This is a genomic window from Stenotrophomonas terrae (assembly GCF_001431465.1).
Classification (GTDB): Bacteria; Pseudomonadota; Gammaproteobacteria; order Xanthomonadales; family Xanthomonadaceae; genus Stenotrophomonas; species Stenotrophomonas terrae.
On record NZ_LDJJ01000019.1, the window covers coordinates 19182 to 44679 of the forward strand.

Genomic DNA, 25498 nt, shown 5'->3' on the forward strand with positions numbered 1-25498 from the left:
CATATGACTGGTACGCGACGCAGCAAGCCCCGCTATGCCGAACTGGGCGATCTACTGCAGGCGGCAATTGAAAAGGGCGAGTACGCCGTTGGTACCCTGCTACCTACCGAGCTGGAACTGTGCGAACGCTTCAGCGTCAGCCGCCATACCGCGCGTGCGGCGCTGGCGCAGCTGATCAGTGCCGGCCTGGTACAGCGCCGGCCGGGCGCCGGCACGCGGGTGATCGCGCAGAGCGCGGCCATGCGTTACGAGCACGAGATCGACACCGTCGACCTGCTGATGCAGTACGGCAACAGCACCCGCCTGAAGGTGCTGGAAGCCGAGCGCAAACTGGCCGATGCAGCCATGGCGCAGCGCCTGGACATCCACGAGGGCAAGGAATACCTGCGCCTGCATTGCCTGCGCCTGGAAGAACAGACCCGCGAGCCCATCGCCGTCACCGAGATGCTGATCCCGGTGCGCAGCGGCGTGCCGACCGACAAACTGCTGGAAGTGGCCGGCGCCGCCCGTGCCCTGGCCAAGTTCCTTGACCCGGCCAAGCTGTCGCGGGTGGAACAGGTATTCGATGCTGCCTCGTTCGAGGCCGCCGACGCCAAGCTGCTGGACATCAAGAAGACCGAGCCGGCAATGCGCGTGCAGCGCCGTTATCGCGATGCCAATGGTCGCCTGCTGTTGATCGCCATCAGCCTGCATCCGCCGGGCCGCTTCGCCTACTCGATGGTGCTTTCGCGCAACCACCGCTGATCGAAGCCAAGCCCGCGCTTGAAGCACCTCAAACCCGATGCCGGCCTCGGCCATCGGGTTTTTTGTGCCCTCGCCGGCAATGAGGTAGCCCGGGTAAGCGCAGCGCACCCGGGGAGCCATGCATCTGCCGAAGTTTCAGCCTGCCCGCGAACCGCCCCGGGTGCGCTGCGCTTACCCGGGCTACGGCACTTGGCCTGGGATGGCACCGGAAGAAGCCAGCCCTGCCCTTGCCTGTCTGCAGGGCAGCCACCCACCCCGGCCAGGGGCACGCGCACTTCCGGCCAGAGCGCCAAAGGCAGCTGTGCTGGTGTCAAAAGCTGCCAACAATGGCTTGACACCCCTGCGGCAAGAACTGACGCTAGCGCCATGAGTATCGATCTGAACACCCTTGACCTCCGGGAGCTGAACACTCTCATCCGCGCCGCACAGGACAGGCACAAAGCGCTCACCCAACGTCAACCTGCCGAAAAAGTCAGGCGCAAGCTGACCGCGCTGGCCAAGCAGACCGGTTATACAATCGAAGAGCTGTTCGGTCCGGCCGCAGACACCGCAGCGCTGAAGAGCAAGCCGGCCCGCCGCAAGGGCCCGAAGATCAAGCCGAAATACCGTGACCCCGAGAACCGCTGGAACACCTGGACCGGCCGCGGCAAGATGCCGCTCTGGCTGGCCTCCAAGATCCGCTTCGGGCAGACCCCGACCGACTTCCTGATCCCCGGCGTGGCAAAGCTGACACCCAAGGAAAAGGTATTGACCGGCAAGCGCAAGCTGTTCAAGCAGAGCTGAGTGCAGTTGCGGGCAGGACAACCCTCGCTCCACCCGCTCTTGCTCCCTCCCTTTGCCGCAGGCAAGGGGAGGGCTGGGAAGGGGGTGCCGTTCGCGGTGATCTTTAGCTGATGCACTACCAGCTTCGCGGTTTACACCGCTCCCACAACCATCCGCCCCGGCTTTTGTAGGAGCGGCGTCAGCCGCGAAGCCCAAGACAGCAGAACAACGGCACGGCAGGATTACCGCTGCTGCCATTCCGCCAGCTTCGCGGTTTACACCGCTCCCACATCCATCCAGACCGGCATTTGTGGGAGCGGCATCAGCCGCGAAGCCGGTGAACCAACAGCCGCCTCGCGCCATATCGCGCAACAGTTCAATTGCTGTCGGCTTCGCGGTTTACACCGCTCCTACAACCATCCGCCCCGGCATTTGTGGGAGCGGCATCAGCCGCGAAGCTGGGGAGCCAACAGCCGACTCGCGCCATATCGCGCAACAGTTCAATTACTGTCGGCTTCGCTGTTTACACCGCTCCTACAACCATCCGCCCCGGCATTTGTGGGAGCGGCATCAGCCGCGAAGCTGGGGAGCCAACAGCCGACTCGCGCCATATCGCGCAACAGTTCAATTGCTGTCGGCTTCGCTGTTTAGACCGCTCCTACAACCGTCCGCTTCGGCTTTTGTAGGAGCGGCGTCAGCCGCGAAGCTGGGGAACCAACAGCTGCCTTGCGCCAAGCGGCGCTATCGTTCAATTGCTGTCAGCTTCGCGGCTGACGCCGCTCCCACACCGCATCAGCATCGCTGGTTGAATCTGCTGCATTCACCAGTTGATTGATGCGGCGCAGGGCGCTGTGCAGCTGGCGCCGGTTGCTGGCCTGCCCCAGCGAAAGACGAAAGCCACGGCTACGCTGCGCGCCGTCCGGCCGGAACGACGACGAAGGCGATATCGCCAGGCCCTGCAGCTGTGCCGCACGCACGAAGCCGGCATCCGTCCATGGCTCGGGCACCGTGCACCAGGCATGCAGGCCAGCGGCCTGCACATTCAGCGCAGGCACCAGCAGGTGCGCTGCCAAAGCGCTACGCTCGCGCGCTTCTTCCAGCACCTGCCCCAACAAGGCGGTCGCAGAACCATCCAGCAACAACTGGCTGACCATTGCCATCACCAATGGGTGCCCCATCAAACAGATCGAACGCAAGGCAAGCGCAAGCCCTTCTGCATGACGAACGGAAGGACAACGCACGAAAGCAGTACGCAAGCCGGGACTGATCGCCTTGGACAAGGTTGATACGTAATACACCTGCGCCGGTGCAAGCGCGGCGATCGGTGTTGGCGCATGCACATCGTGATGCCAATACGGATCGTCTTCGATGGCGAGCAGATCCAGCTGCTGCAGCACCCGTGCCAACTCAACCCGACGCTGCAGCGGAATCGTCAAGCCGGTCGGATTGTTGCAGGTGGGGTTGAAGTACACCACGCGTGCGCCGCTCTGCCGGGAAGCGCGCTCGAGCGCGTCCGGGCACATTCCGTCGGCATCGCCAGCAACCGGCAGCAAGCGTCGGCCCAATGATCTGGCGGCCTGCAGCAGGCCGGGATAGACAAGGTGGTCGCACAGAATCACTTCGCCTTCCTGGGTCTGGCTGATCAGGATCGACGCCAAGGCCGACTGCGCGCCTTCAGCAAGTACCAAACCCGCATCGGCAACATCGCCCAGCATCGGCTGCAACCAGCTGATCGCCGCATGTCTGTCGGTCGGGCTGCCGCCGGCCAGGTGATACGTCATCAGGTTGGGGGCATTGCTGCGTGCAAGCACCGCAGCCGCGCCACGTCGCAGCGCATCGTTCAAAGCGGTCGCGTCCGGTACCGGCGGCACGTTCATGCTCAGGTCCACCGGCTGGCCGAAGGCGGCTTTCGGCGGCGCGATGAAACTGCCTTGCGGACCACGCGCTTCAATCAAACCACGTCGACGTGCTTCATCGAACGCACGCGTCACCGTGGTCAGATCGATGCCGAGCTGCTTGGCCAATGCACGTTGCGATGGCAGGCGATGGCCAGGCACCAGCTCGCCGGTGTTCACGCTACGCTCGATGCTGTTGACGATGCGCAGGTAGATCGGGCCGTTGCTGAGCAGCGCGCTGTCCATCCAGGTCATCGCGAAACCCCGCATTTACCGGTAAAAACTGCGACAACCTGTCGCACCATGTATGGACGATGTAGCCCCGTATTGTTTACATCAGCGGCGGGTGCCTGCTCACAACCATCGGTCGGTTGGAGTGGGTGCCCGCTGTTTTTTGTGCGCGGACAAAACGTCCACGCACGCTGGGGTGCACGCAGGTTCATCAAGCCGGCTTCAAGGTTTGCTTTGCCAGGGGCAGTAACAGCCCACCGCCAACAAGCCGCGCGGCCGTACCGTCTGTCCATCGACGAGTTTGTCGAGGATGGGCTCTACAAAACTATTGGCCGAATTGCAGACCATGCCGATGCTATATGGGCCGGCGTAGGCCAGATGCCCTTGTCGATCCCAGATCACAACCGCAGGGCTGGCCGGGATATGTTCGGCACCTTCGATCGTCGGCAGTTCTTTCAAACGACCACGCAGATATTCGGGCAGCTCACCTGTGGTGCCCGGACGGCGCACCGCATAGAAATCGATGTTGGCGCGGCGGTACATACTGATCAGGTAGCTCAGATGCGCGCCGGTTTCGCGGTTGCAGACCTTGCAGGCCGGGTCCCAGAAATGCACGACGCGGATGCGTCCATTCGCACCAGCCAGTTCCGGCGGCAGCTTGAGTTGGGTGTCGTCGAAGACGATGGCCTGCTCTGCGAACGTGGCCTGCTCGCTGAGGCCGAAGTACTGCCACAGCGCGATCGCAATACCGGCCATCAGCACACAGCCGGCTGCAATCCACAGCCGCATCCCGCGCCTGCGCGGCGATGCGCCGTTGTGCGGGCTCACGAGGCGGCGTCCGCGCCGAACTTGTGCTCGTACTGTTCCAGCATCTCGGCGCAGGAATCGGCCTGGGCTCGGCGGTAGATCTCGGTACGCTCCGGCGCGCGGCTGCGCTGCAGGCACTGCTCGATGGCCGCGCGCTCACTGGCCTGCACATCGGCGGTCTGCGGCCGCGAGCAGACATAGACCAGCGACGCCAGCGCCAGCACCACGAAGCCGGCACAGCCCAGCATCACCAGATGAAACTTCAGCTTGTCCCGACGCACAGCAGCTACCCGCATATCCATACAAGATATGCAATGTATCACTTTTGTATGGATATGACCGGAGCGCGGCTAAACGATGGCTTGCGTCCGCGTCTCAGGCGCTGCCGAGATAACCTCGGTCAGCTTGGTCAACGCCGCCGCCAGGCTGTGCTGGTCCACCGCCCCGCCCAGGGACAGGCGGATAGCGTTGCCGGCCTGCTCCTCGATGCTGAAAGCCTCCGAGCTGGCAATGCCCAGGCCCTGCGCCTGCGCGGCCTGGATCAGCCGGTACTGGTCGAGCCGCGGCGGCAGCGGCAGCCACACATGCAGGCCGGACGAGTGCGCCTGATAGGGCTTGGGCAGGATACGCGCGGCGATCTGCTGGCGCTGGCGCAGCTCCTGCTGGAAGCGGCGCACCATCTCATCGGCCTGGCCGCTGCGGATCCAGTGCGAGGCCACCGCCACCATCGATTGGGTGGGCATCAGCGCGATCGAGCGCAAGGCGTCCAGCAAGGGCTCCATCGGCTCGCCCGGCGGCACCACCAGGTAGGCGGTGCGCAGGCCCGGCGCCAGGCACTTGGAAAGGGTGGAAACGTAGTAAACCGGGGCGTCCGGGTGGCTATCCACCGCCAGCGGCGCGGCCGCATCGGCGGCCAGCAACCAGTACGGATCGTCCTCAACCACCGCCACGCCGTGGCGGCGGGCAATGGCCAGAATGGCGCCGCGACGGGCCTGCGACATGGTCGCGGTGGTCGGGTTCTGGATGGTCGGGATCAGGTAGATCAGGCTGAGCTTGCGCTGCTGGCAGGCCGCTTCCAGCGCGTCCGGAAGCATGCCCTCGGCGTCCATGGCGATGGGGACGATGCCCCGCTGCAGCACGCGCGCGGCGGCCAGCAGGCCCGGATAGGTGAGCTGTTCGGCGGCAATCAGGTCGCCGGGCTGGGTCTTGGCCAGCACGATGGCGCACAGCGCGGCCTGCGCGCCGGGGCAGATCACCACCCGCTCGGCGGAGACGTTGCCGAGGATCGGCGCCAGCCATTGCACGGCGGCGGCGCGGTCATCGCGGGAGCCGGCGCCGACGTGGTAACTCATCAACTCGCCCTGCCCCAGCTGCTGGCTGAGCTGCTGGAAACCGCGCTCCATGCTCTGCGCGAACGGGCTGCTGCCCAGCAGCGGCGGGATGTTCATGCTCAGGTCCACCGAGGTGGCGCTGTTGCCGGCCGACATGGCGATGAAGGTGCCGCCGGCGCCCTGTGCATCGAGCAGATCGGACTGGCGCAGCTCGGCATAGGCGCGGGTGACGGTGGTCAGGTCCACGCCCATCAGCTGGGCCAGATCGCGTTGCGGCGGCAGGCGGTCGCCGGGTTGCAGCACGCCATCGTCCACGGCATCGCGTACCTGCTGGGCAATCTGCAGGTAGAGCGGACCGGTGCCCTCGGCGAAGGGACGGACCCAGGTCCGGTTGGGTTTTTTCAGGCGTCGGCCTGCGGCTGGCTGCGGCATCGGGTAAACCTTCCCTGCGTTGTACGTGCACCAACCCATACAATGATGTATCTTGTATGGACTTGACTGGATCGGCAATCCTTTTGTAGGCACCGCCGTACGGACAGTGTAGCCGCTCCCGGCCTATGCGCCGGGCAGAGGCGGTCCCCGCTCAAGAGCTCCTTCAACAGGGTCGACCTTCAATGAATATCTGCTGGAAACGCATCCGCCCAGCGCTGGCCGCTTTGGCATGCGTGGGATTGTCTGGCTGCAACTGGGTACTACTGGACTCCAAGGGCGACGTGGGCATTGCCCAACGCGACCTGATCATCATCTGCATCGCCTTGATGCTGATCGTGGTGATACCGGCCATCGTGCTGACCTTCGTCTTTGCCTGGCGCTACCGCTCCAGCAATACCAAGGCCAAGTACATGCCCGATTGGGCGCACTCGACCAAGGTGGAAATCGTGGTCTGGGGCGTGCCCCTGATCATCGTTGCCGTGCTTGCCGTCATCGTGTGGAAATCCACCCACGAGCTTGATCCTTACAAGCCGCTGGATATCCCCGGCGAGCCGCTGCATGTGGAAGTGATCGCCACCGACTGGAAGTGGGTGTTCGTCTACCCGGACCTGGGCATTGCCACGGTCAACCAGCTCAACTTCCCGGCCGGGCAGCAGCTGGCCTTCGACATCACCTCCAACTCGACGATGAATACCTTCTTCATCCCGCAGCTGGGTGGGCAGATCTATGCGATGGCCGGCATGCGCACGCAGCTGCATCTGGTGGCCAACGAGCAAGGCAAGTTCGACGGCATGTCGGGCAATTACAGCGGCCATGGCTTCTCCAACATGAAGTTCGTCGCCACCGCGATGAGCCAGCAGCAGTTCGATGACTGGGTTGCGCAGGTGCGGCAGTCGCCGGATCAGCTGAGCTTCGCCGAGTTCAAGCGCTTGGCAGCGCCGTCGCGCAAGGAACCGGTGCACCACTTCGCCAGCGTCGAGCCGCTGCTGTTCAAGAAGGTCATCGACCAGTTCATCGGCGTGGGTGAGAACACCGCGGTCCCGTCGGGCCACAACGCAGATACCAAGGCCTCCCAGGAGTAATGAGCATGTTCGGTAAGTTGACGTGGGACGCCGTGCCGTTGCACGACCCGATCGTCGTGGTGACATTGGCGGGCATGGTGCTTGGCGGCATCGCATTGCTCGCCGCCGTCACCTATTTCAAGTTGTGGGGCGTGCTGTGGCGCGACTGGTTCACCACCGTGGACCACAAGAAGATCGGCATCATGTACATCGTGGTGGCGCTGGTGATGCTGGTACGTGGCTTTGCCGACGCATTGATGATGCGCGCGCAGCTGGCCGCAGCCGGGCCAGGCAGCGATGGCTTCCTGCCACCGGAGCACTACGACCAGATCTTCACCGCGCATGGCGTGATCATGATCTTCTTCGTGGCAACGCCATTCGTGGTGGGCCTGATGAACATCGTGGTGCCGTTGCAGATCGGCGCGCGCGATATGGCCTTCCCGTTCCTCAATGCCTTCAGCTTCTGGATCTTCGTGGTCGGCGCTGCGCTGATGATGATCTCGCTGGGCCTTGGCGAGTTCGCGATGACCGGCTGGGTGGCCTACCCGCCGCTGTCTGGCATCGAGTTCAGTCCAGGCGTCGGTGTTGATTACTACATCTGGGCGCTACAGGCCTCCGGTGTCGGCACACTGCTGACCGGCGTCAACCTGTTCATCACCATCCTGCGCATGCGTGCGCCGGGCATGACCTTGATGAAGATGCCGGTGTTCACCTGGACCGTGCTGGTCACCAGCGTGATCATCATTGCCGCGTTCCCGATCCTGACCGTCGCCCTCGGCGCGCTCACCTTGGACCGCTACCTGGACTTCAACTTCTACACCAATGACCTGGGTGGCAACCCGATGATGTACGTCAACCTGGTGTGGGCCTGGGGCCACCCGGAGGTGTACATCCTGGTATTGCCGGCGTTCGGCATCTTCTCCGAGATCACCGCCACGTTCTCGCGCAAGAAGCTGTTCGGCTACAAGTCGATGGTGGGTGCAACGCTGGCGATCGGCATCCTGTCGTTCGTGGTGTGGCTGCACCACTTCTTCACAATGGGCTCCGGTGCCAGCGTCAATGCCTTCTTCGGCATCATGACGATGATCATCGCGATCCCGACCGGCGTGAAAATCTTCACCTGGTTGTTCACCATGTACGGCGGCCGCGTCGAGTTCAGCGTGCCGATGCTGTGGACCATCGCCTTCCTGGTCACCTTCACCATCGGCGGCATGACCGGCGTGCTGCTGGCCATCCCGGGCGCGGACTTCCTGTTGCACAACAGCCTGTTCCTGGTGGCCCATTTCCACAACACCATCATCGGTGGCGCGTTGTTCGGCTACCTGGCTGGCTTCGTCTACTGGTTCCCGAAAGTATTCGGCTTCACCCTCAACGAGCGCCTGGGCAAGTGGTCGTTCGCCTGCTGGATCATCGGCTTCTACCTGGCCTTCATGCCGCTGTACATGCTCGGCTTCATGGGCATGACCCGGCGCATGAACCAGTACGACAACCCGGCGTGGACGCCCTACCTGATTGCCGCCTTCGTCGGCGCGCTGTTCGTGCTCGCAGGCATCGTGCTGATGCTGGTGCAGATCTACGTCAGCGTGCGCGACCGCAAGCAGAACCAGGACATCACTGGCGACCCGTGGAATGCGCGCACGCTGGAATGGCAGACGCCCTCGCCGCCGCCGTTCTACAACTTCGCCGTGGTGCCCAAGGCCGACACCCTGGACGCCTTCCACGAAGCCAAGAAGCAAGGCCTGCCCAAGCCGCCCAAGCAGTACGCACCGATCCACATGCCGCGTAACACCGGCGTGCCGCTGATCCTCAACATCTGGATCCTGGCGCTGTGCTTCGCCTTGATCTGGCACATCTGGTGGCTGGCCGGTGCGAGCTTCGTGGCGATGATCGTCACCTTGATCGTGCGCTCCTACGACGAGGACGTGGATTACTACGTCAGCGCCGAAGAGGTGGCCGCCATCGAGAACCAACACCAGAACAAGCTCAAGCAGCACAGGGTGATTGCATGAACATCATGTCCAACGTCGCCGTAGAAAACGCGCAGGCGGCCGAGCACAGCCATGACGACCATGGCCACGACCAGGGCGGCATGAAGGTCTTCGGCATGTGGGTCTACCTCATGTCGGACCTGGTGCTGTTCGGCTCGCTGTTCGCCTCCTACGCGGTGCTCAGCAACGCGTATGCGGGCGGCCCGACCGGTGCCGAGCTGTTCTCGCTGCCGTTCGTGCTGGTGGAGACCTTCCTGCTGCTGGTCTCCAGCATCACCTACGGCCAGGCCGTGCTGGCGATGCACCGCCAGGACAAGCGCGCGGTGCTGACCTGGTTGGGCGTGACCTTCGCACTGGGTGCCGGCTTCATCGGCATGGAAGTGTATGAGTTCAACCACCTGATCCATATTGGCGCCGGCCCCACCACCAGCGCCTACCTGTCCGCGTTCTTCGCGCTGGTTGGCACGCACGGCCTGCACGTGGCCAGCGGCCTGATCTGGATGGCGGTGGTGATGCACCAGGTGAAGCGTCGTGGCCTCACCCCGACCAATGTCACCCGCATCTCCTGCCTGAGTCTGTTCTGGCACTTCCTGGACCTGGTCTGGATCTGCGTCTTCACCTTTGTCTATCTGATTGGAGTGTTCTGAACATGTCCGACAACGACACCTCCCGCGCCGGCAGCGGACATGGCTCCACCAAGTCCTACCTGATCGGCTTCGTGATCTGCGCTGTGCTCACCGTCATTCCCTTCATGCTGGTGATGAACCCGACGCTGTCGCGGCCACTGACGATGGCCCTGCTGGTCGGCTTTGCCGTCGTGCAGATCATCGTGCAGCTGGTGTACTTCCTGCACATGAACCGCTCCTCGGAGGGCGGCTGGAACCTGGCCAGTTTTGTTTTCACCCTGGTCATTCTTTTCATCGTGGTAGCACTCTCCATCTGGATCATCTGGAGCATGCATTTCCACATGATGGTCAACTGACGCATGCAAGGGGCCGGCACACACTGCCGGCCCGTCGCATGTAGTTCGGCTGTCTGTCCTTCATCGACCATAGCCATGTCCCGCACCAACATCCCCGCCACCGGCCTCGCCGCACTGGCCCGCAAACTGCACCTGTCCACCATCGCGATAAGCGCCGCCACCCTGCTGCTGGTGGCCTGCGCCGCAAAGCCCAAGGTGGACTACTACGGCAAGGACATCACCTGCGAAGCGCTCGGCCAGCACTGGACAATGCCCGACAGCACCGGCGTAACCCGCAGCCCGGCCGACCTCAACGGCAAAGTGACCTATTTGTTCTTCGGCTTCACCAGCTGCCCGGATGTATGCCCCACCACCATGGTGGAGCTGAACCGCGTAAAGCACCTGATGGGCTCGGACGCCGACAAACTGCAGGTGATCTTCGTCACCGTAGACCCGGCCCGCGACACCCCGGCCGTCGCCGAAACCTATGTAAAAGCGTTTGACCCGACTGCGACAGCGCTGGTTGGTGACGATGCGCAACTGGCCGCAATGGCAGCATCGTTCAAAGCCTTCTACGACCGCGAAGAAGGCAAGCACCCCGGCGCCTATTCGATGAGCCACACCGCAGGCGGCTATGTATTCGACCGCGAAGGACGGCTGCGTTTGTTCGCGCCGTTCGGCATGCCGGTGGAGCAGCTGTTCTCGGATGTGCAGCGACTAACGCTGGAGCCCACACGCCCAAACCCAGCAATCTGTGACGCAACCGGATAGCCTCGACCCCGCAAGACCAAAGCCCCTCTCCCGCCCGCGGGAGAGGGGTTGGGGTGAGGGCAGATCGAAGGCAGCAATGCCTCACCTCCAACACCCCAACCAAACTCAGCCGCAAAACCTAAAGCAATCTCACCGCTCAACACACCTATCACCAACCTCCCCGCCCGCAACAAAAACCCCAACTGCCTCAACAAAACACCCAGGCGCAAAGTAAGACAGCAAATGCACCCCACCCTCCACCGTACTGAAGCTCACCTCCCCAGCCTTCCCCAGCACAGCCGCATGCTCCACCGCCCCCGCATACGCCGTATTCGGATCCAGCGTCCCATGCACAACCAACGTCCTCGGTAGCACCCCAGGCGACTTCCCAAACCAGGCATCCTTGGCATAAGCAGGCACAGGCGCCCCCACCAGAAACCCGGGGATTGCACTGACAAACAAAGCCCCAGCAGCCTCCTGTTCCACCAGCTCGCGCGTAAGCCCCGGCCGCGCATTGTTCTCCGACGCCGAGATCAACATCACCAGCGGCAACGAAGGCTGGTTGTTACCACCCTGCCCCATCCCCGCCATCGCCGTCTTCAGCTCCGCTACCGTCGCCAGTAGCGCTGACGTATCGTCCACCGCCAGCCCATCAACGATGTCGGGAATACGCGCACGCAGCGCAGGGAAGTTCAGCAGCGAGCCCAGCAACCGGCGCAGATCACCACCCGGCACATCGTCCTTCCAAGGCGCCGTCGGCGCAGCGGCCAGCACACGCTGATAGACCGACACCTTCTGCTCGCCCAGCACCGCACGCCCCACCGCATCCACCAGCGCCGTGCGCCGGCTCAGATCCCACTGCTCGGTGGTCTCCAGCGGCACCAGCCCATCCAGGATCAAACCGTCCAGCGGCATTGGCGCCACCTGCAGCGCACGCAAGGCCAGCTGCGTGCCATACGACACCCCGTACAGATACGTCGGCCCACTGCCGCGATAGCGCGACATCAGCAGCGCAAGATCCTGCGCCGCCTCGGTCACCGAGAACGCCTGCGTGCGCGCCGCATCCGCATACATCGCACCAATGCAGCCACCCCACTCGTCCCCAGCCAGCGCAACACCATCGGCGCTGTCCGCCGCCTCCTGCACCGGGCAGATCCGCTCCGACCGGCCCACGCCACGGTGGTCCGGAATCACCAGGTCATAACCGGGAAACGCACGCCGGAACGTGGCAACCACCGGATACAAGGACGCCCCGGACTCACCAGGCCCCCCAGCCAACAACCAAACCTCCCCGCGCCGCTCCACGGTCTCGGCCGGAAACCACCGCACGAACAGCTTCAGCGAACCATCGCCCGGCAATTCATGCCGCAGCGGAACATGGGTGGTGACACAGAGACTGCCTTTCAGCGCAGGAGACGAATCCGCATCGGCGCAGGCCACCGGCGCCTCGAGAGCCAGCTCCGCGCGCGCAGGAAGCGCTGCAAACAATGCAGCCGCAAGAACAACAGATCGAAACATCAACCTTCATCCCCTGATGAGCAGGCGACAGCATGCCAGTGTGCTGGGGTGGCGGGAATGTCCATCGGTAACGGGCGATTGCGGGCTGAGCGCGCCTATGTGCTGTCTGGTGTCGCAGAGCTCTTACGGGGTTCAGAAATAATTGCGGGCTAGCCTTTCTCGATCGCGCTGAAAATCCCGAGCGCGCCGCTCAACAAGGCCCAAGATTTCTTGGTCCAAGCGATAATCCGCATCAGAGATAACCAATCGACTCAGCCGGAGAGCAACATGCGGTTGTTTACCTATTTCTCTGCATCGCAGGCACTGCCCTGCCCCTCGCCCAGTTTGTGCCATGGCTATCCGCCAACGGCCTTAACGTGCCGCTCCTGTTGCAGCAGGCTACGTCCAGTAACATTGCAGCGTTCGCCTGGGCGGATGTCCTCATCTCCGGGCTTGCGACCATTACACTCATTTGCGTCGAGGGGCGTAGGCTGGGGATGCGTCGCTTGTGGGTGCCGCTGTCCAGCATCGTAGTTGGCCCGTCGTTGGCGTTGCCCTTGTTCTTGTTCCTCCGGGAACAGCATCTGGCGAGGCCGAAAGCCCACTGATTCGCGGGTGGCCAGGCGGTAGCAGTAACAGAATGGAGCGCACCGTGTGCCCTCCGATTGCGATGGTTAGCATCAGAGTTCGGTAAGTTTCATCCCCAGTGATTACCGCCTATCAGAAACTTGGCTTATGCATTGACCGGAGATACCCGAAAAAACCGAGTGAATTCAACTGGACCTTTTCGGGCTATCCAAGCCCAGAGTACAGTTGCGTCGCCGCCGCTGCTCGGCGCGACCAGCGGCCATCAGCACAACTGGGCCACACTTTCCAATCGTGACCCACCACCTGAAATTTCCAAAATATTTAACCAGATATTCCCAGAGCTTTTCCGCCATAGCTATGGAACTTCGAGTTCGCCCATCCAAATGTAGTTCGATCTAGTAACAAATGGCACCTGAATCCAGGGAATCTGCTCGAATACTTGACGTGTCAACTCCCTTAACGAGGACAAATACTCTCGACATGCTGCCTCACCCACGTCCTTGATCAATGAAGAAGTGTGTATATCCGGGTCAATATCATTCGCCACCTCTTTTGCATGCATAAATTTATTGCGTAACTTCCGAACACGTTCGAGAAGGAGGTAGGGATTGGCAGCCTCCTGCAGAGGCACATATAGCACCTGCCTGCTAGCTGCAATTGATTGAGCTGCAGCATTGATCTTTGCCAACGGCGTACGCATATCCGCTCGGAGTGGATGAAAACCAGTCTGAACAAGGACCAGATAGTTCCCGACAGCTTCAAGGCAGGCTGCGACAGCAATAACGCAGTAAAGCCCATGAACAAGTCCATTATCGGCCCCGCCAGAAGCTGCACTTGTCTTTAACTCATTGAACTCAATAATGGCTTTCTCATAGTGAATAAGTGCGAAAGAGACTTCAACTTTTGGCCTCCCACTTTCGTCATGTGTAAGGCGCTCATACTTTGTTAGCAGAGGCGGCCTATAATTACTCGAAGGTAGACTAGGGACACGCCCAGCATGGTATTCGTCGGCAGCTGCAAGGCTTAGCTTGTTTTCCTCGAAACTCATATCCAACAACGACGCAAGTTCAGCTAGATCTTCAGATCCATCTCGGGGCCCGTTGAAAAACTCCGCATAGTAGCGCCGCTGCATTATCGTCAATAATGTAAAATCAAAACTCTCTGAAACCGAATAGCTATGACTCTCCGTAGAAACGAGCTCGCCATATTTATACTGAAATAGATCACCATCATCTACAAAAATCATTCGCACCCCCTCCGCCAGCCACGGGGTACTTCCAATCGATAGCGCCGGGTTCATATCAAAAAGATAGTTGACCTCTGAATTAGCCTTTCCTTCGACGAAGACATTACTCCTATCCCCCAGACCTGCTGTCGTACCACCCCCTCCAAAACGATCCATAAGCCTCAACCCAAAGTCCATAGGGCGCATGTTTTGGCATAATATAGAACGTGAAAACACGGGGAAACGGGTCAACCCATGCAGCCTAGAGCGCAACCTCACGCGGTCGATAGCAAGAAATGGCCATTCAGGCTTGATAATCCAGCTATCCCGGTCACTCTGAAGTACGTGATCAACTTGAAGCCTATGCAGATCAGATTTGAATACGAGCGGCGCTCCAGATCTAGTTCTATAGGTGTCAACTGACATTATCTGCACCTTGATCAATTTGAAATTTCGAGATCCCACCACCCAAGCGGACAATATAACTTAATAACCATCACATTCACTGATGATTCGATGCCCCATCCAAGAGATTTCGTGCCATCATCTTCCCGATAACGTAGTCATTTCAATTCCTAGCCACCTTTTCAGCCAGAATATCAGCCGCCGCCTCAATGCCCACCTGGTTGAGATCAAGATAACCGATGGTGGATTTAATTCCCACCACATTCACATTATCAATCCGCAACGGAAGCAGGTACTCCTCGGTCCTCTTTGCTGCAGCAGCCTTTCCAACCTGTAGTTCGAAATCAGTCCAATCGCGTGCCGGGTAGCTATCAGACAAGAAGACGACCATATAGAGCGCCTCCTCTGCGTAAACCTCAGACAGCTTTACCCGCACATCCTTCCCCCATAGCTGCGCCTGTTGATCAAAATCGTAGAACACACTGAGACCCCTAGCCTTAAGTGCCACTACAAACTGCTCTACAGTTGCCCGCGCATCCCCAGCAAATGAAACCGCCACGTCGTAGGGATACTCGCCCCCCCTTAGATTAATTCTAGATTTTATTTCATCCACATCAAGGAGGGAAAGATAGAATCTAAACGAGGGGTCCTCAATAGAGACAGACTTACTCCCCTTGTTATACAAGATCGTGTCCGCCAATCCTTGTTGATCTATAACCTCACTGAAGTTATTCATGCAATTGTAGAAAGACGTCGCCTTCTTTGCTCGTTCCTTTGCATCCTCTATATTCCCAACAATTGCGTGATATAGATTCTCCTGCGGAATCTCTGAAGCCTCTGACTTTATTATGTAATTCACAATATCAAAATAGGTATTATGAACAGCTCGAGCTTGCCTTTTCCCCTTCGCCAAGGCAACAACCTTATCCCGGTATTTCCCGTGAAATATGCGCAGAACCTCATCACGCAGATCCCTTAAATTCAAATTGAGGACAACCAAACTCGCCTGAGTCCCCTCAATATCCTTACTTATGCAGCAAATCCTTGCTATCACATGGGCTATAGATGGCACACCATTACATGCCTTGACGATTTCATCCATCAGCCCCCCTGAGAATTCTATATTTAGCGCCTCTGCGCCCAAAGAAAGCAACTTATTGATAAACTCAGGATTCTGCTTCTTGAAACTGTATGGGTCATTCCTTATACCCAATTCGGGATCGACCTGCAGCAATTCATCGGCTGAAGATGCAATTCCGATAATTACAAAACGGACATTTTTCTCGTGCCAAAGCTTCAGATTCTCTGCAACTTCCTTCCTGGCAGCCGGATGTAAAAAATGAAAATCATCAATAATCACATACTTGACTGTATTCAGCAGCTCAGTGATTTCATTAAAGTTTGTAGCACAGCCTAGCGATTGCGCTAGAACGGCAAGCCCCGACTCAATTCCGGCGTACTGCCTTCCGTTCATCCAATGGAAATCCGCTTCTGCGATTTCGAGATCCCGTAAAATACGACGGATCAAAGTGGTTTTCCCCGTTCCCGATGGCCCAGCAACGGTTACATGCTTCCCTGGAGTCTGTAACGATGCGCGAACGTATTTGAACTCCGCTGGAGGAACAAACACCACTTCGGGGAAAGCTGCCTCGTTGAACACCTGCGGCAGCGAGTATTGGTTCGTCATGACTTTCCTCCTTGAGTACGGGCGAAAATTGAAGCATCACCCACATGCTTTAGGCTTTTCTGGCCGAACACGGCCATTATCAGGAAACGTAAAAGGCACACTGTGTCTATTCTGAAGTATAAATGGAACTGGGCCCAATCCTGAGTTGAGTTTTACCGACTTCCCCTTCCATGAGTTCCGCATACTTAGTCACAACCTCGCACCAAACCGTCTCCGATACTCTCCAGGCGACAACCCAACAATCCGACTGAACACCTTCCGAAACGAGCCCGGGTCGCTGTAACCCACGTCCCAGGCAATCCGCTCCAGCGGCACACTACTGGTCTGCGCCATCTCCCGTGCGCGGGCCACGCGTAGGCGCTGGCAGTATTCGGTGGCGGTCATCCCGGTGGTTTTCTGGAAGCGGCGCAGGAAGGTGCGCTCTTCCAGTCCTGCGCGCTGTGCGAGCTCGGCGGATGCGACCTGTTTGGCATGGGTGTCGTGCAGCCATTGCTGCACGGCCAGCACGGCGGCGTCGCCGTGCGTCAGGCGCGGCGAGAAACTGCTGTAGTAGCGCTGTTAGCGGCCGGGTGGATCGATCAATAGTGTGCGTGCGGCATCCAGCATCACGGCGGCGCCGAGGTAGCGGTCTACCAGCCGCAGGCCGAGGTCGGTCCAGGCCATGGCACCGCCTGCGCTGAAGATGTCGCCGCCGTCGATGAGCATCTGGTCTACGTCCAGCGTCACGTCCGGAAATCGTGCGGCCAGCAATTCGGCGTACTGCCAGTTGGTGGTGATGGTGCGGCCGGCCAGGCGCCCCGTTTCGGCCAGCAGGAATGCGCCGGCGCAAACCGATGCGAGCGTGGTGCCGTCGTCGTGCAGTGCGCGCAGCCAGCCCAGGTAGGGCGCGGCGGCTTCGGGCGAAATCGGCGGCTGCATGCTGGGCGGCAGGATCATTACCTGCGGTGTACCGGTTGGCGGCTGGCTTGAGCTGTAAACGGCCTGCGGCGCTTGGCCAGGCGCTTCGATGCGCCAGTGCGTGACCTGCAGTTCGGGCGCGGCGGGTGCTGCGCGTTCGCTGGCGAGCCTGCCAGCCAGGGCGAACAGGTCGGTCAGGCCGAGCACTGCCGCCAGCTGGGCGCCGGGATACAGCAGGATTCCCACTTGGATGTGACCGTCGGTGCGCATCTGTCGGTACAGCCCTCAAGAATGTCGGTAACGCCTCTTCGTGGTGGCAGGCCGGTCGCGGAGACTTCTACCACACCATTCAACCACCCATCAGGGAGCCGTACATGAGCAAGCGCGCCATTATCGTCGTCGATCTTCAGAATGAATACCTTGCCACCGGCAAGCTGCCCTTGGTGGGCATTGATGCCGCCACCGCCAACGCGGTGCGCGTGATTGCCGATGCGCGGACCAAGGGCGTGCCGGTGCTGCATGTCCGCCATGAATCCGCCAGCAGTGACGCACCGATCTTCGTGCCGGACTCGGACGGGGTGCGGATCATGGCCGCTGTCGCGCCTATCGGCGATGAGCCGGTGATCGTCAAGAACCACGTCAATTCGTTCCGCGATACCGATCTGAAGCAGCAGCTTGAGGCGCGCGGGATCGAGGACGTGGTGGTGGTTGGTGCGATGAGCCATATGTGCGTGGATGCGGTGGTGCTTGCGTCGGCCGACATGGGCTATGCGGTCACCGTGCTGCACGACGCCTGCGCTACCCGTGACCTAGAGTTCAACGGGGTTGTGGCGCCGGCTGCGCAGGTGCATGCGGCGATGATGGCGTCGTTTGCGTTCGGGTATGGGCGGGTGCTTGCTGCGGATGCGTATCTGGCTGGTTGATGGTCAGCAACAACAGACGAACAAGCGTGCAGTGCTTCGTCGTCGAATACCCAAGCAACGCTGGCATTCCCGTTCGATAGATAGGAATCGTCTGGAAAGAAAATTGACCCCGTCCTACCGCCTTTAGACTTGTTACCTGACGTCCAAGGAGGACCGATGGATGGCAAGAACATGGATTGTGGTGGGCGATGCCACCACAAGCGGCGGCAGGGTAATTACTGGCTCGCCTGCAACGGATATTGAAGGCAAGCCGGTCGCGCGCATCGGCGACAAAGCCACCTGCCCCACCGTGCACAAGGGCGTATTTCCGATCATCACCGGTGACGCGAGCATCGTCATTGATGGTCAGCCGGTGGCGCGCCAAGGCGATAGCCTTGCTTGCGGCTGCCGCTTGTTGGCAGGCAAGCAGAACCTGGTTTACGTGGATCAAGGCGCCTCCACGGCACCCGGGGCTGGCCAGCTACCGCTTGCGGCAACCAACCTCCGGCAGGCGACACCTGCATCAACCGGCAGCGGCTTCGCCCCGGCCCCAGCGCTGCAAGCTGAAGACCTGACACTGCACTATCACTATGGCGATCTGGACAAGACGCCCGTACGCGGTGCCAGCTACCGGGTGATGCTGGCCGATGACAGCATACGCTCAGGCAGCCTGGATGACGCAGGCAAAGCCGTTCTGGGCAACGTCTCGGTCGGCCCGATCCAGGTGCTCTACCAGCACGATCTGGATGACAGCGACGACGCTGACATCCTCAGCGCAAGGGAGCAGATCAAGCAGGCACTGGATGCAATCGTTGCACAGACGAGAGCGGACTTCGCTGCGGAGTGGACGCAGTGGAACAACGCGGGTTGGGCAAAGAAGAAAGCGCTCAAAGCCGGAAACATTGCGTTGGGAACAGCACAAGGCGCCTGGGACTATGTCAGCGGCACCGCTGAGACCATCTGGCAACTGGCGGTGCTCTATTACAAGACCGATGCCGAACTGCATCAATGGAAGGTGCTGCTACTGACCGGCGACAGAGCTGGCTTGGATCGCAAGATCGCGGACTACCGTGCCCAAGGCAAACAGGTCATGGCCGCCGCTAGCGAAATGAAGGAGATGTTCAACCTACTGATCGACGATCCGGCGATAGTGAACATGCTGCCGCAGTTTGCCGAAGACTGGTGGACTGCCATTCCCCCGGACGAGGCAGAGAATCTGAAGTCCCGCTTCAGCGGCCAGATCGCCCTGGACATGATTGTTACCATAGTGCTGGCTGCGGTCACCATTGAAGTCGGCGGTGCCGGCGGAATCGGCTACGTTGCCGCCAAGGCTGGTACAACAGCGGCCCGTGTCGGCCAGAAGGTATTCAAACTTCTGGAGCAGGTCGAGGATGCATTCAAGGCGCTTGCCAAGGCGTTGCGCGTGCGCAAGCGACGGCAGGCCGACAGCAACCGCCAAGCCAACGTGAAGCGCGAGGTGGTCACGGTAGCGACGCCGAAGCGAATGCCGCAAAAGAGGTTGCCATGCTTCAGCCCGCAGAACTTGCCCGAAGAAAAGTTCCCGGAGATGGACCGGCAGCTGGAGGGGCAACAGCAAGGCCTGAACGATATGACCGTGCAGGAGTATCTGGATGGTCGGGCTGCATTTGATCCAAAAAACAGAGATAGAAAGGTAGCGAGAGAAGCTCGAAAAGACTATGCCCGCGAGCTAACTGCAGAAAAGACCAACCATCACATATCTCAAGGGACTCCACCGGCTGAAGCGAAGCGCTTGGCCAAAGCAGAGACCGAGGAAACCCTGAAGACCCTCAATGCCTTGCACAATCCCGATATGGTCGCTGGTGGAAAGGACATAATTGCGGACTTTGGAGACGGTGAGGTCAATACCACCATTGGCAGGCAGTGGACCCAGAAGAAGAAGGACGAGGTGTCACGGATACAACAGCTCGATAAAGCCGCCAATGAAGTCCCTCACGCAGAACGGGCAAACAGTAAAATGAACGGGAAAATGGAGCGCTGCAAAAAATGAGCCTGATACTGGATGAGAGCTTCGACTACTTCTATAACCAGGAGGGTTTTGGGCCGCAGATCAACAGCACACCCGTACCCGAATCCATTGTGGAAGCTTATCGCGGGAAGTTGCCCGACGCACTGCTGACCTACTGGAAGGCGATGGGCTGGGCAGGCTTTGGCAATGGTTTGCTCTGGTTGGTGGACCCACGCGAATACGCTAACGTTCTCAACGCATGGATACATGGCACCGATTTTTACAGCAAAGATCGGTATCACGTCTTCGCCCGGGGAGCGTTTGGCAATTTGTACGTCTGGGGCGAACGAACTGGCCCAAGCCTGCATATCAACGCGCCCAACTCAATGATTTTCCCTTCCGACAAGTCAGCGGCCATGGCAAGGGGCGAGGCTGACCTGCTGCTGCAAACCTGGTTTGTCGTGTGCGATAAGGACGCATTCGATAAAGATGACGGTGACGACAAGCCGCTCTTCGAGCGCGCTGTAACGCTACTCGGCCGCCCAGGACCGGAAGATATGTTCGGCTTTGTTCCAGCGCTGGCCCTCGGCGGCCCGCGCCGCTTGGACCATGTACAGAAGGTCAATGCAGTAGAGCATCTAATGTTCCTGGCGCAGATCCACCCGCCTCGAGTGATGCTGGACATTGTGAAAGAGGCTAAGTCTCGCGGACTTATGTAGAGCCGGCACGCGCGACTTGGGCGGGACCACTGGCCTTTCAGCGCGTCCCTACTTACCTGTGCTAAAGCCTTTGATCGCAGGGCGCCGACCTGAGGACCAAACACAGCGCAGCCCCTATGACGCCCACGCCATTTCAAGACGATAGATTCGATTACTTCTACAACGACGAAGGGTTCGGCCCACAGATCGACAGCGAACCTGTGCCGATCTCAGTCATTGAAGCCTATCGAGGAAAGCTCCCCGATGCGCTGCTCACCTACTGGGGAAAAATTGGCTGGGGCGGGTACGGCAATGGACTGCTCTGGCTTGTGGACCCCGGTAAATATGCGGGGGTACTGCGCGCCTGGATCCACGGCACCGAGCTGTACAGCAAGGATCGTTACTATGTCTTTGCCTACAGCGCATTCGGCGATATTTATGCTTGGGGGGAGCGCACTGGACAAAGCATCCTTATCAACGCTCCAAATTCGCGCATTTTCCCAACTGACAGCTCGGAAAAGATTGCGCTGGGGAAAGCCGACTCCATGCTAAGAAGCTGGTTTTCCTCTCGGGACAAGAAACAGCTCGACGAGGAAGACGTGGATAACAAGCCACTCTTCGATCGCGCGGTGAAGCTGCTCGGCCGCCCAAAACCGGACGAGATGTTTGGTTTTGTGCCTGCGCTGGCCCTCGGCGGGCCGAGCCGCCTTGACCATCTGCAAAAGGTCAACGCAGTTGAACACCTGATGTTCCTGGCTCAGGTCCAACCTCCTCGGGTGATGCTGGACATCGTCAAAGAGGCTAAGTCTCGCGGACTTATGTAGAAATCAGCAATTGCACGGAACAGCGTCGGCCGGATCGATTGATCATCCACTAGTACGCTGACCGTGGCTTTTTGCCGCTGTTGTCTGGTACAACGCGGCACGGAGTTGCGGAGCAACTCAGGCCCGAACTATTGGACTCATCGATGCGATTCAAACTGCCTCACCTAGCTACCCTATTTCTTTTCATGGCTGCTGCACCCGCCTTCGCTCAAACAACCATCTGCAAGGTCGAGGGTGACTCGACCGGCCCGGAACTGATTTCCTGGGACACCAAGACACAACGGGCGGAAGTGAAGATGCTGGGCGAAGCCCTGCAGGGAAAGCTGACCTGGCGGAGGAAGCACGATGATCTTGGCGACAAGGTCAACCTGAGCTTCACGCCTGCTGATCCGCTGTTTGGGGATGAGTATGAGTTTGTCGTGTTCCCGACCGAGAGCGGGCACCGGGTGATGGGCGTGGGCTACAAGTACTACGGCGGCGTCAAATATCTCAATATCAGCCAAGGGAACTACAGCGCTACCTGTAGCTCGCTGTAGTTCCGCCGATAGCGTGGTGGCTACTGCTTCGATGTGTGGGCACAGCAGAAGCAATACTGGGAACTCGGCGCTGATCTTGGCCGTCTGGCTCGACCAGGCGGCGGCTATTTCGGGCACGCCGTGGCAGGGTCCGCCTTTGCCACGTCAGCGCCCCACAGGCAGACAATGCGGTCCAGCGCCAAGCCGCTGCGCGAGTTGCTGAAGAACACGATGCCATCGCCCGTTGCAGGCCGCATCAGGAACTTGGCGCGGAAGCCTGCCTGGTTACGGCCATCGTGACCGACGGCGACGCTGCCGTCGGGAAGCTGCTCAATGAAATGGCCCAGCCCATAAACCATTTCCTTGGGTGCGCGTGGCGCACTCAGCTCTGAAGGTGCATGCAGTTGTGAAAGCTGCGCGTGGTTCAACGGGTGTGCGCCGGGGGTGCCATCCATGCCTGCGATCATCCAGCGCGAGAAGTCGCGCACGCTGGTAGTCAGCGTTGAAGGCGCCTGTTCCACGTAGTAACGCATGGGCACCGGACTGCCATCGTCGCCATGCCCTTCAGCGGCACCTGCAAGCACGGTAGGCGTCATCGCCACGCTACTGTGCGTCATGTGCAGCGGCTTGAATACCAGATCACGCGCCAAGTCCTGGTATCTGCGGCCCGTGGTGCGCTCGATGGCCAATTGCAACAAGGTATAGCCGCCGCCGGAGTAGTTGAACTTGCTGCCCGCCGGTGCAATCAGCTCGACCGCACCGCGCCCGTTGGTCTGCCCCGCCAGCGATTGCTCCAGTGTTGGCAATGCCTTGAAATCAAGCCAGCCTTCGTAGCCGCCCACACTGGTGCCAGCGCTGTTGGAAAGCAGGTGACGAACCGTGATCTTGCGGTAGTCGTATGGACCCTGCGCCACCGGCCATGGCGAGAGTAGATCCGCCACTGGCTGATCAAGCTGGATACGCCCTTGCTCGGCCAGGCGCATCGTTACCCAGCTGGCGATGGGTTTGGATAGTGAGGCTGCTACGAATACGGTGTCGGGAGTTACCGGCACTTTGCCCGCGTGATCTGCATAGCCAAAGCCCTGCGCATACGCCAGCTTGCCGTCAACGATCAGGCCCACGGCCACACCTTGGATCTTGGCCTCCTGCATGATGGCAGGAACCTCTCGCTCGATGACCTGGGCGAAAGGTGGGGGGTTCTGTTTGGTGGATGCGGGCGCGGCTTGGCTGTTGGTGCTGAACGCGGCCAGCAGCATCAAGGCTAGGCCGGGTTTGATTCTTGAGTGCGGGTGACGGAGCGGTGGGCGTTGAATGCGTTTGGGATGCATGGCTTCGGTCTCTGCCTGGAGTTTGTGAGCTGCAGCGGGATGCTTGAGTGGATGGAGTCTTCACGGGCTGGAGGCCGTAGCTCTGGGGTGTATGGCGCTGCCGGCTTTGGCAAGCTTCCCTCGGGCGGGCGCTGCTATAGCGCCGGCGTCCTTTGAACGGCTCCGAAGGGTGGGTGAACGTCTCCGGGCTTTTGTAGGAGCGGCGTGAGCTGCGAAGCTGGGGATGTTTGGGGTGTTGGGCTATTGCGAAGTGCACCCCTCCCCAACCCTCCCCTGCGCTTTGCGCAAGGGAGGGGGCGAAGCTGGCTTCGCTTGGTGCTGCTGCGCTGCTGGCGTGCTTTTGTGGGAGCTGCGTTAGCTGCGAAGCTAGGGATGTTTGGGGTGTTGGTCTATTGCGAAGTGCACCCCTCCCCAACCCTCCCCTGCGCTTTGCGCAAGGGAGGGGGCGAAGCTGGCTTCGCTTGGTGCTGCTGCGCTGCTGGCGTGCTTTTGTGGGAGCTGCGTTAGCTGCGAAGCTAGGCATGTTTGGGGTGTTGGTCTATTGCGAAGTGCACCCCTCCCCAACCCTCCCCTGCGCTTTGCGCAAGGGAGGGGGCTCAAGCTGGCTTTGCTTGGAGCTGGTGCTTTGCTGGCGTGCTTTTGTAGGAGCGGTGTTAGCCGCGAAGCTGGGGATGCTTGGGGTGTTGGGCTATTGCGAAGTGCACCCCTCCCCAACCCTCCCCTGCGCGTTGCGCAAGGGAGGGGGCTGAGCTGGCTTTGCTTGGAGCTGCGGCGTTGTTGGCCTGCTTTTGTAGGAGCGGTGTTAGCTGCGAAGCTGGGGATGTTTTGGGTGTTTGGCTATTGCGAAGTGCACCCCTCCCCGGCCCTCCCCTGCGCTTTGCGCAAGGAAGGGGGCTCAAGCGGGCCTCGCTTGTTTTGGTTACTTGTTTTTTGTGCCTGATTGCTGCGGTAGCACGGGATGATTACCGAACGACGACGGCTCCGTGTGCGCTAGCAAACGTGATGCCCCGCTGCCAGCGCGGCCAATCTCTCGGTTATGCTACGGCACCATTCCGGCAAGGACGTACCGTGACCATTGGCGAATACACGCAGGTTTATCGTGGCAAGAAAGTCGTTGATTTCAAGATGGGGGGCTCCGCTGTAGCCGGCGATGTCGCTTACCGCTTGATGCAGGAATACGACAGCGACGAGAGCCAGGAAGAACTGCTGGCTAATTTCTTCGAGCGCGTTGATCCGAAATCAGTTGAAGTGCTGATCATCGGTGCATGGGATGAAGCATCTGGCGAGGGCCCGCAGGGTCTGATCGATGGGCTGATTGCGCGCCGTGCCGAGCTAGGCAACCTGAAGGCGCTGTTCGTGGGCGATATGACCTACGAAGACTGCGAGATGTCGTGGATCAACCAGATCTCCTACAACCCGTTGCTGGAGGCCTTCCCGGGCCTGGAATCGCTGCGTATCCGCGGCACCTCCGAACTTGAACTGCAGCCCTTCACGCATGCGTCGCTGCAGGAACTGGCGATCGAGAGCGGTGGCCTGCCGAACGAGATCGTCATTGCCATCGCCAACTCCACGCTGCCGGCCCTGCGCCATCTCGAGCTGTGGCTGGGTGATGACGGCTATGGCTTCGATGGCGATGTGGCGGTCTACCAGCGCCTGTTGTCGGCGATCGGGCCGGAGCGGCTGCAGTACCTGGGCCTGCGCAATGCAATGATCAGCGACGAGCTGGCGGTGTGGCTGGCCGGTGAGCCCTGGCTGGGCTCGCTGCAGACGCTGGATCTGTCGCTGGGCACCATCGGCGATGTGGGTGCGCAGGCGCTGTGCGAGAGCCAGAACCTCGGCGGCCTGCAGCGCATCGACCTGAGCCACCACTTCATTTCCGAGGAATGGCAGAAGAAGCTGCAGGCGCTGCCGTGCACCGTGGTGCTGGACGATCCGGAAGAAGAAGATGACGGTGACCGCTACGTGGCGGTGTCCGAGTAAGCC

The 25498-nt window shown here is 60.2% G+C and carries 24 protein-coding genes; 14 read left to right on the forward strand and 10 right to left on the reverse strand.

Annotated elements, in window-relative coordinates:
• The first annotated feature begins 3 nt into the window (after nt 1-3).
• Together ABB27_RS06665 and ABB27_RS06670 are read left to right on the forward strand one after the other, a co-directional pair.
• A complete protein-coding gene (locus ABB27_RS06665) occupies nt 4-744 on the forward strand; it encodes a GntR family transcriptional regulator (RefSeq protein WP_057627602.1) in 741 nt (246 codons plus the stop codon).
• Between the two features lie 366 nt (nt 745-1110).
• On the forward strand, nt 1111-1527 hold the full coding sequence (locus ABB27_RS06670; protein ID WP_057627604.1) for an H-NS histone family protein: 417 nt from the start codon (nt 1111-1113) through the stop codon (nt 1525-1527).
• Nucleotides 1528-2264: 737 nt separating this feature from the next.
• On the opposite strand, the gene ABB27_RS06675 is transcribed toward ABB27_RS06670, so the two are convergent.
• The 4 genes from ABB27_RS06675 to ABB27_RS06690 form a co-directional block, all read right to left on the reverse strand.
• A complete protein-coding gene (locus ABB27_RS06675; protein WP_244479164.1) occupies nt 2265-3656 on the reverse strand; it encodes an aminotransferase-like domain-containing protein in 1392 nt (463 codons plus the stop codon).
• A 198-nt stretch (nt 3657-3854) separates the two neighbouring features.
• Nucleotides 3855-4388, reverse strand: coding sequence for a DUF6436 domain-containing protein (locus tag ABB27_RS06680; RefSeq protein WP_244479165.1), 534 nt, complete (start codon nt 4386-4388; stop codon nt 3855-3857).
• A gap of 68 nt (nt 4389-4456) precedes the next feature.
• A complete protein-coding gene (locus tag ABB27_RS06685) occupies nt 4457-4720 on the reverse strand; it encodes a hypothetical protein (protein ID WP_244479166.1) in 264 nt (87 codons plus the stop codon).
• A 69-nt stretch (nt 4721-4789) separates the two neighbouring features.
• A complete protein-coding gene (locus ABB27_RS06690; RefSeq protein ID WP_057627612.1) occupies nt 4790-6202 on the reverse strand; it encodes an aminotransferase-like domain-containing protein in 1413 nt (470 codons plus the stop codon).
• Nucleotides 6203-6384: 182 nt separating this feature from the next.
• Here ABB27_RS06690 and cyoA point away from each other — a divergent pair, with 182 nt between their 5' ends.
• The 5 genes from cyoA to ABB27_RS06715 all read left to right on the forward strand — a co-directional run bounded on the left by cyoA (nt 6385) and on the right by ABB27_RS06715 (nt 10983).
• The gene (cyoA, locus tag ABB27_RS06695; protein WP_057627614.1) at nt 6385-7284 is read left to right on the forward strand and encodes a ubiquinol oxidase subunit II; all 900 of its coding nucleotides are present in this window, start codon (nt 6385-6387) and stop codon (nt 7282-7284) included.
• 5 nt (nt 7285-7289) lie between these two features.
• Nucleotides 7290-9272 carry a cytochrome o ubiquinol oxidase subunit I gene (cyoB, locus tag ABB27_RS06700; protein ID WP_057627670.1) on the forward strand — a complete coding sequence of 661 codons (1983 nt, stop codon included), beginning with the start codon at nt 7290-7292 and terminating at the stop codon, nt 9270-9272.
• Nucleotides 9269-9898, forward strand: coding sequence for a cytochrome o ubiquinol oxidase subunit III (gene cyoC, locus ABB27_RS06705; protein ID WP_057627617.1), 630 nt, complete (start codon nt 9269-9271; stop codon nt 9896-9898). The genes cyoB and cyoC overlap by 4 nt, the downstream gene beginning before the upstream one ends.
• Before the next feature lie 2 nt (nt 9899-9900).
• Nucleotides 9901-10233 carry a cytochrome o ubiquinol oxidase subunit IV gene (gene cyoD / locus ABB27_RS06710; protein WP_057627619.1) on the forward strand — a complete coding sequence of 111 codons (333 nt, stop codon included), beginning with the start codon at nt 9901-9903 and terminating at the stop codon, nt 10231-10233.
• A 75-nt stretch (nt 10234-10308) separates the two neighbouring features.
• Nucleotides 10309-10983, forward strand: coding sequence for an SCO family protein (locus ABB27_RS06715; protein ID WP_083491182.1), 675 nt, complete (start codon nt 10309-10311; stop codon nt 10981-10983).
• Nucleotides 10984-11112: 129 nt separating this feature from the next.
• Here ABB27_RS06715 and ABB27_RS06720 read toward each other — a convergent pair whose 3' ends face one another.
• Nucleotides 11113-12480 (reverse strand): alpha/beta hydrolase, encoded by a 1368-nt coding sequence (locus tag ABB27_RS06720; protein WP_083491183.1) that lies wholly within the window; start codon nt 12478-12480, stop codon nt 11113-11115.
• A 245-nt stretch (nt 12481-12725) separates the two neighbouring features.
• On the opposite strand from ABB27_RS06720, the gene ABB27_RS20480 reads away from it, so the two are divergent.
• Entirely contained in the window at nt 12726-13067 is a 342-nt protein-coding gene (locus tag ABB27_RS20480; protein ID WP_057627621.1) for a DUF2834 domain-containing protein, read from the forward strand.
• Between the two features lie 335 nt (nt 13068-13402).
• Here ABB27_RS20480 and ABB27_RS19640 read toward each other — a convergent pair whose 3' ends face one another.
• From ABB27_RS19640 to ABB27_RS20315, 4 genes are all read right to left on the reverse strand, one after another.
• Complete coding sequence (locus ABB27_RS19640) at nt 13403-14698, reverse strand: hypothetical protein (protein WP_152984467.1); 1296 nt, start codon at nt 14696-14698, stop codon at nt 13403-13405.
• 142 nt (nt 14699-14840) lie between these two features.
• The gene (locus ABB27_RS06735) at nt 14841-16364 is read right to left on the reverse strand and encodes a TIR domain-containing protein (protein ID WP_057627625.1); all 1524 of its coding nucleotides are present in this window, start codon (nt 16362-16364) and stop codon (nt 14841-14843) included.
• A gap of 189 nt (nt 16365-16553) precedes the next feature.
• Nucleotides 16554-16871, reverse strand: a complete 318-nt coding sequence (locus ABB27_RS20310; RefSeq protein WP_244479167.1) for a helix-turn-helix domain-containing protein — start codon at nt 16869-16871, stop codon at nt 16554-16556.
• A gap of 51 nt (nt 16872-16922) precedes the next feature.
• The gene (locus tag ABB27_RS20315) at nt 16923-17531 is read right to left on the reverse strand and encodes a DJ-1/PfpI family protein (RefSeq protein ID WP_244479168.1); all 609 of its coding nucleotides are present in this window, start codon (nt 17529-17531) and stop codon (nt 16923-16925) included.
• A 104-nt stretch (nt 17532-17635) separates the two neighbouring features.
• On the opposite strand from ABB27_RS20315, the gene ABB27_RS06745 reads away from it, so the two are divergent.
• From ABB27_RS06745 to ABB27_RS06765, 5 genes are all read left to right on the forward strand, one after another.
• Nucleotides 17636-18184, forward strand: coding sequence for a cysteine hydrolase family protein (locus tag ABB27_RS06745; RefSeq protein WP_057627628.1), 549 nt, complete (start codon nt 17636-17638; stop codon nt 18182-18184).
• A gap of 160 nt (nt 18185-18344) precedes the next feature.
• Nucleotides 18345-20192, forward strand: a complete 1848-nt coding sequence (locus ABB27_RS06750) for a PAAR domain-containing protein (RefSeq protein ID WP_083491184.1) — start codon at nt 18345-18347, stop codon at nt 20190-20192.
• Entirely contained in the window at nt 20189-20869 is a 681-nt protein-coding gene (locus ABB27_RS06755) for a GAD-like domain-containing protein (protein WP_057627632.1), read from the forward strand. The genes ABB27_RS06750 and ABB27_RS06755 overlap by 4 nt, the downstream gene beginning before the upstream one ends.
• 116 nt (nt 20870-20985) lie before the next feature.
• Nucleotides 20986-21672, forward strand: a complete 687-nt coding sequence (locus tag ABB27_RS06760; RefSeq protein WP_057627633.1) for a GAD-like domain-containing protein — start codon at nt 20986-20988, stop codon at nt 21670-21672.
• A 185-nt stretch (nt 21673-21857) separates the two neighbouring features.
• Nucleotides 21858-22208: a hypothetical protein gene (locus ABB27_RS06765; protein WP_057627634.1), complete on the forward strand. Its 351-nt coding sequence runs from the start codon at nt 21858-21860 to the stop codon at nt 22206-22208.
• Between the two features lie 104 nt (nt 22209-22312).
• Here the strand turns inward: ABB27_RS06765 and ABB27_RS06770 are convergent, their stop codons facing one another.
• A complete protein-coding gene (locus ABB27_RS06770; RefSeq protein WP_083491185.1) occupies nt 22313-23515 on the reverse strand; it encodes a serine hydrolase domain-containing protein in 1203 nt (400 codons plus the stop codon).
• A 1068-nt stretch (nt 23516-24583) separates the two neighbouring features.
• Between ABB27_RS06770 and ABB27_RS06775 the strand changes: the two genes are divergently transcribed.
• Nucleotides 24584-25495 carry an STM4015 family protein gene (locus ABB27_RS06775; protein ID WP_057627639.1) on the forward strand — a complete coding sequence of 304 codons (912 nt, stop codon included), beginning with the start codon at nt 24584-24586 and terminating at the stop codon, nt 25493-25495.
• The last annotated feature ends 3 nt before the right edge of the window (nt 25496-25498 follow it).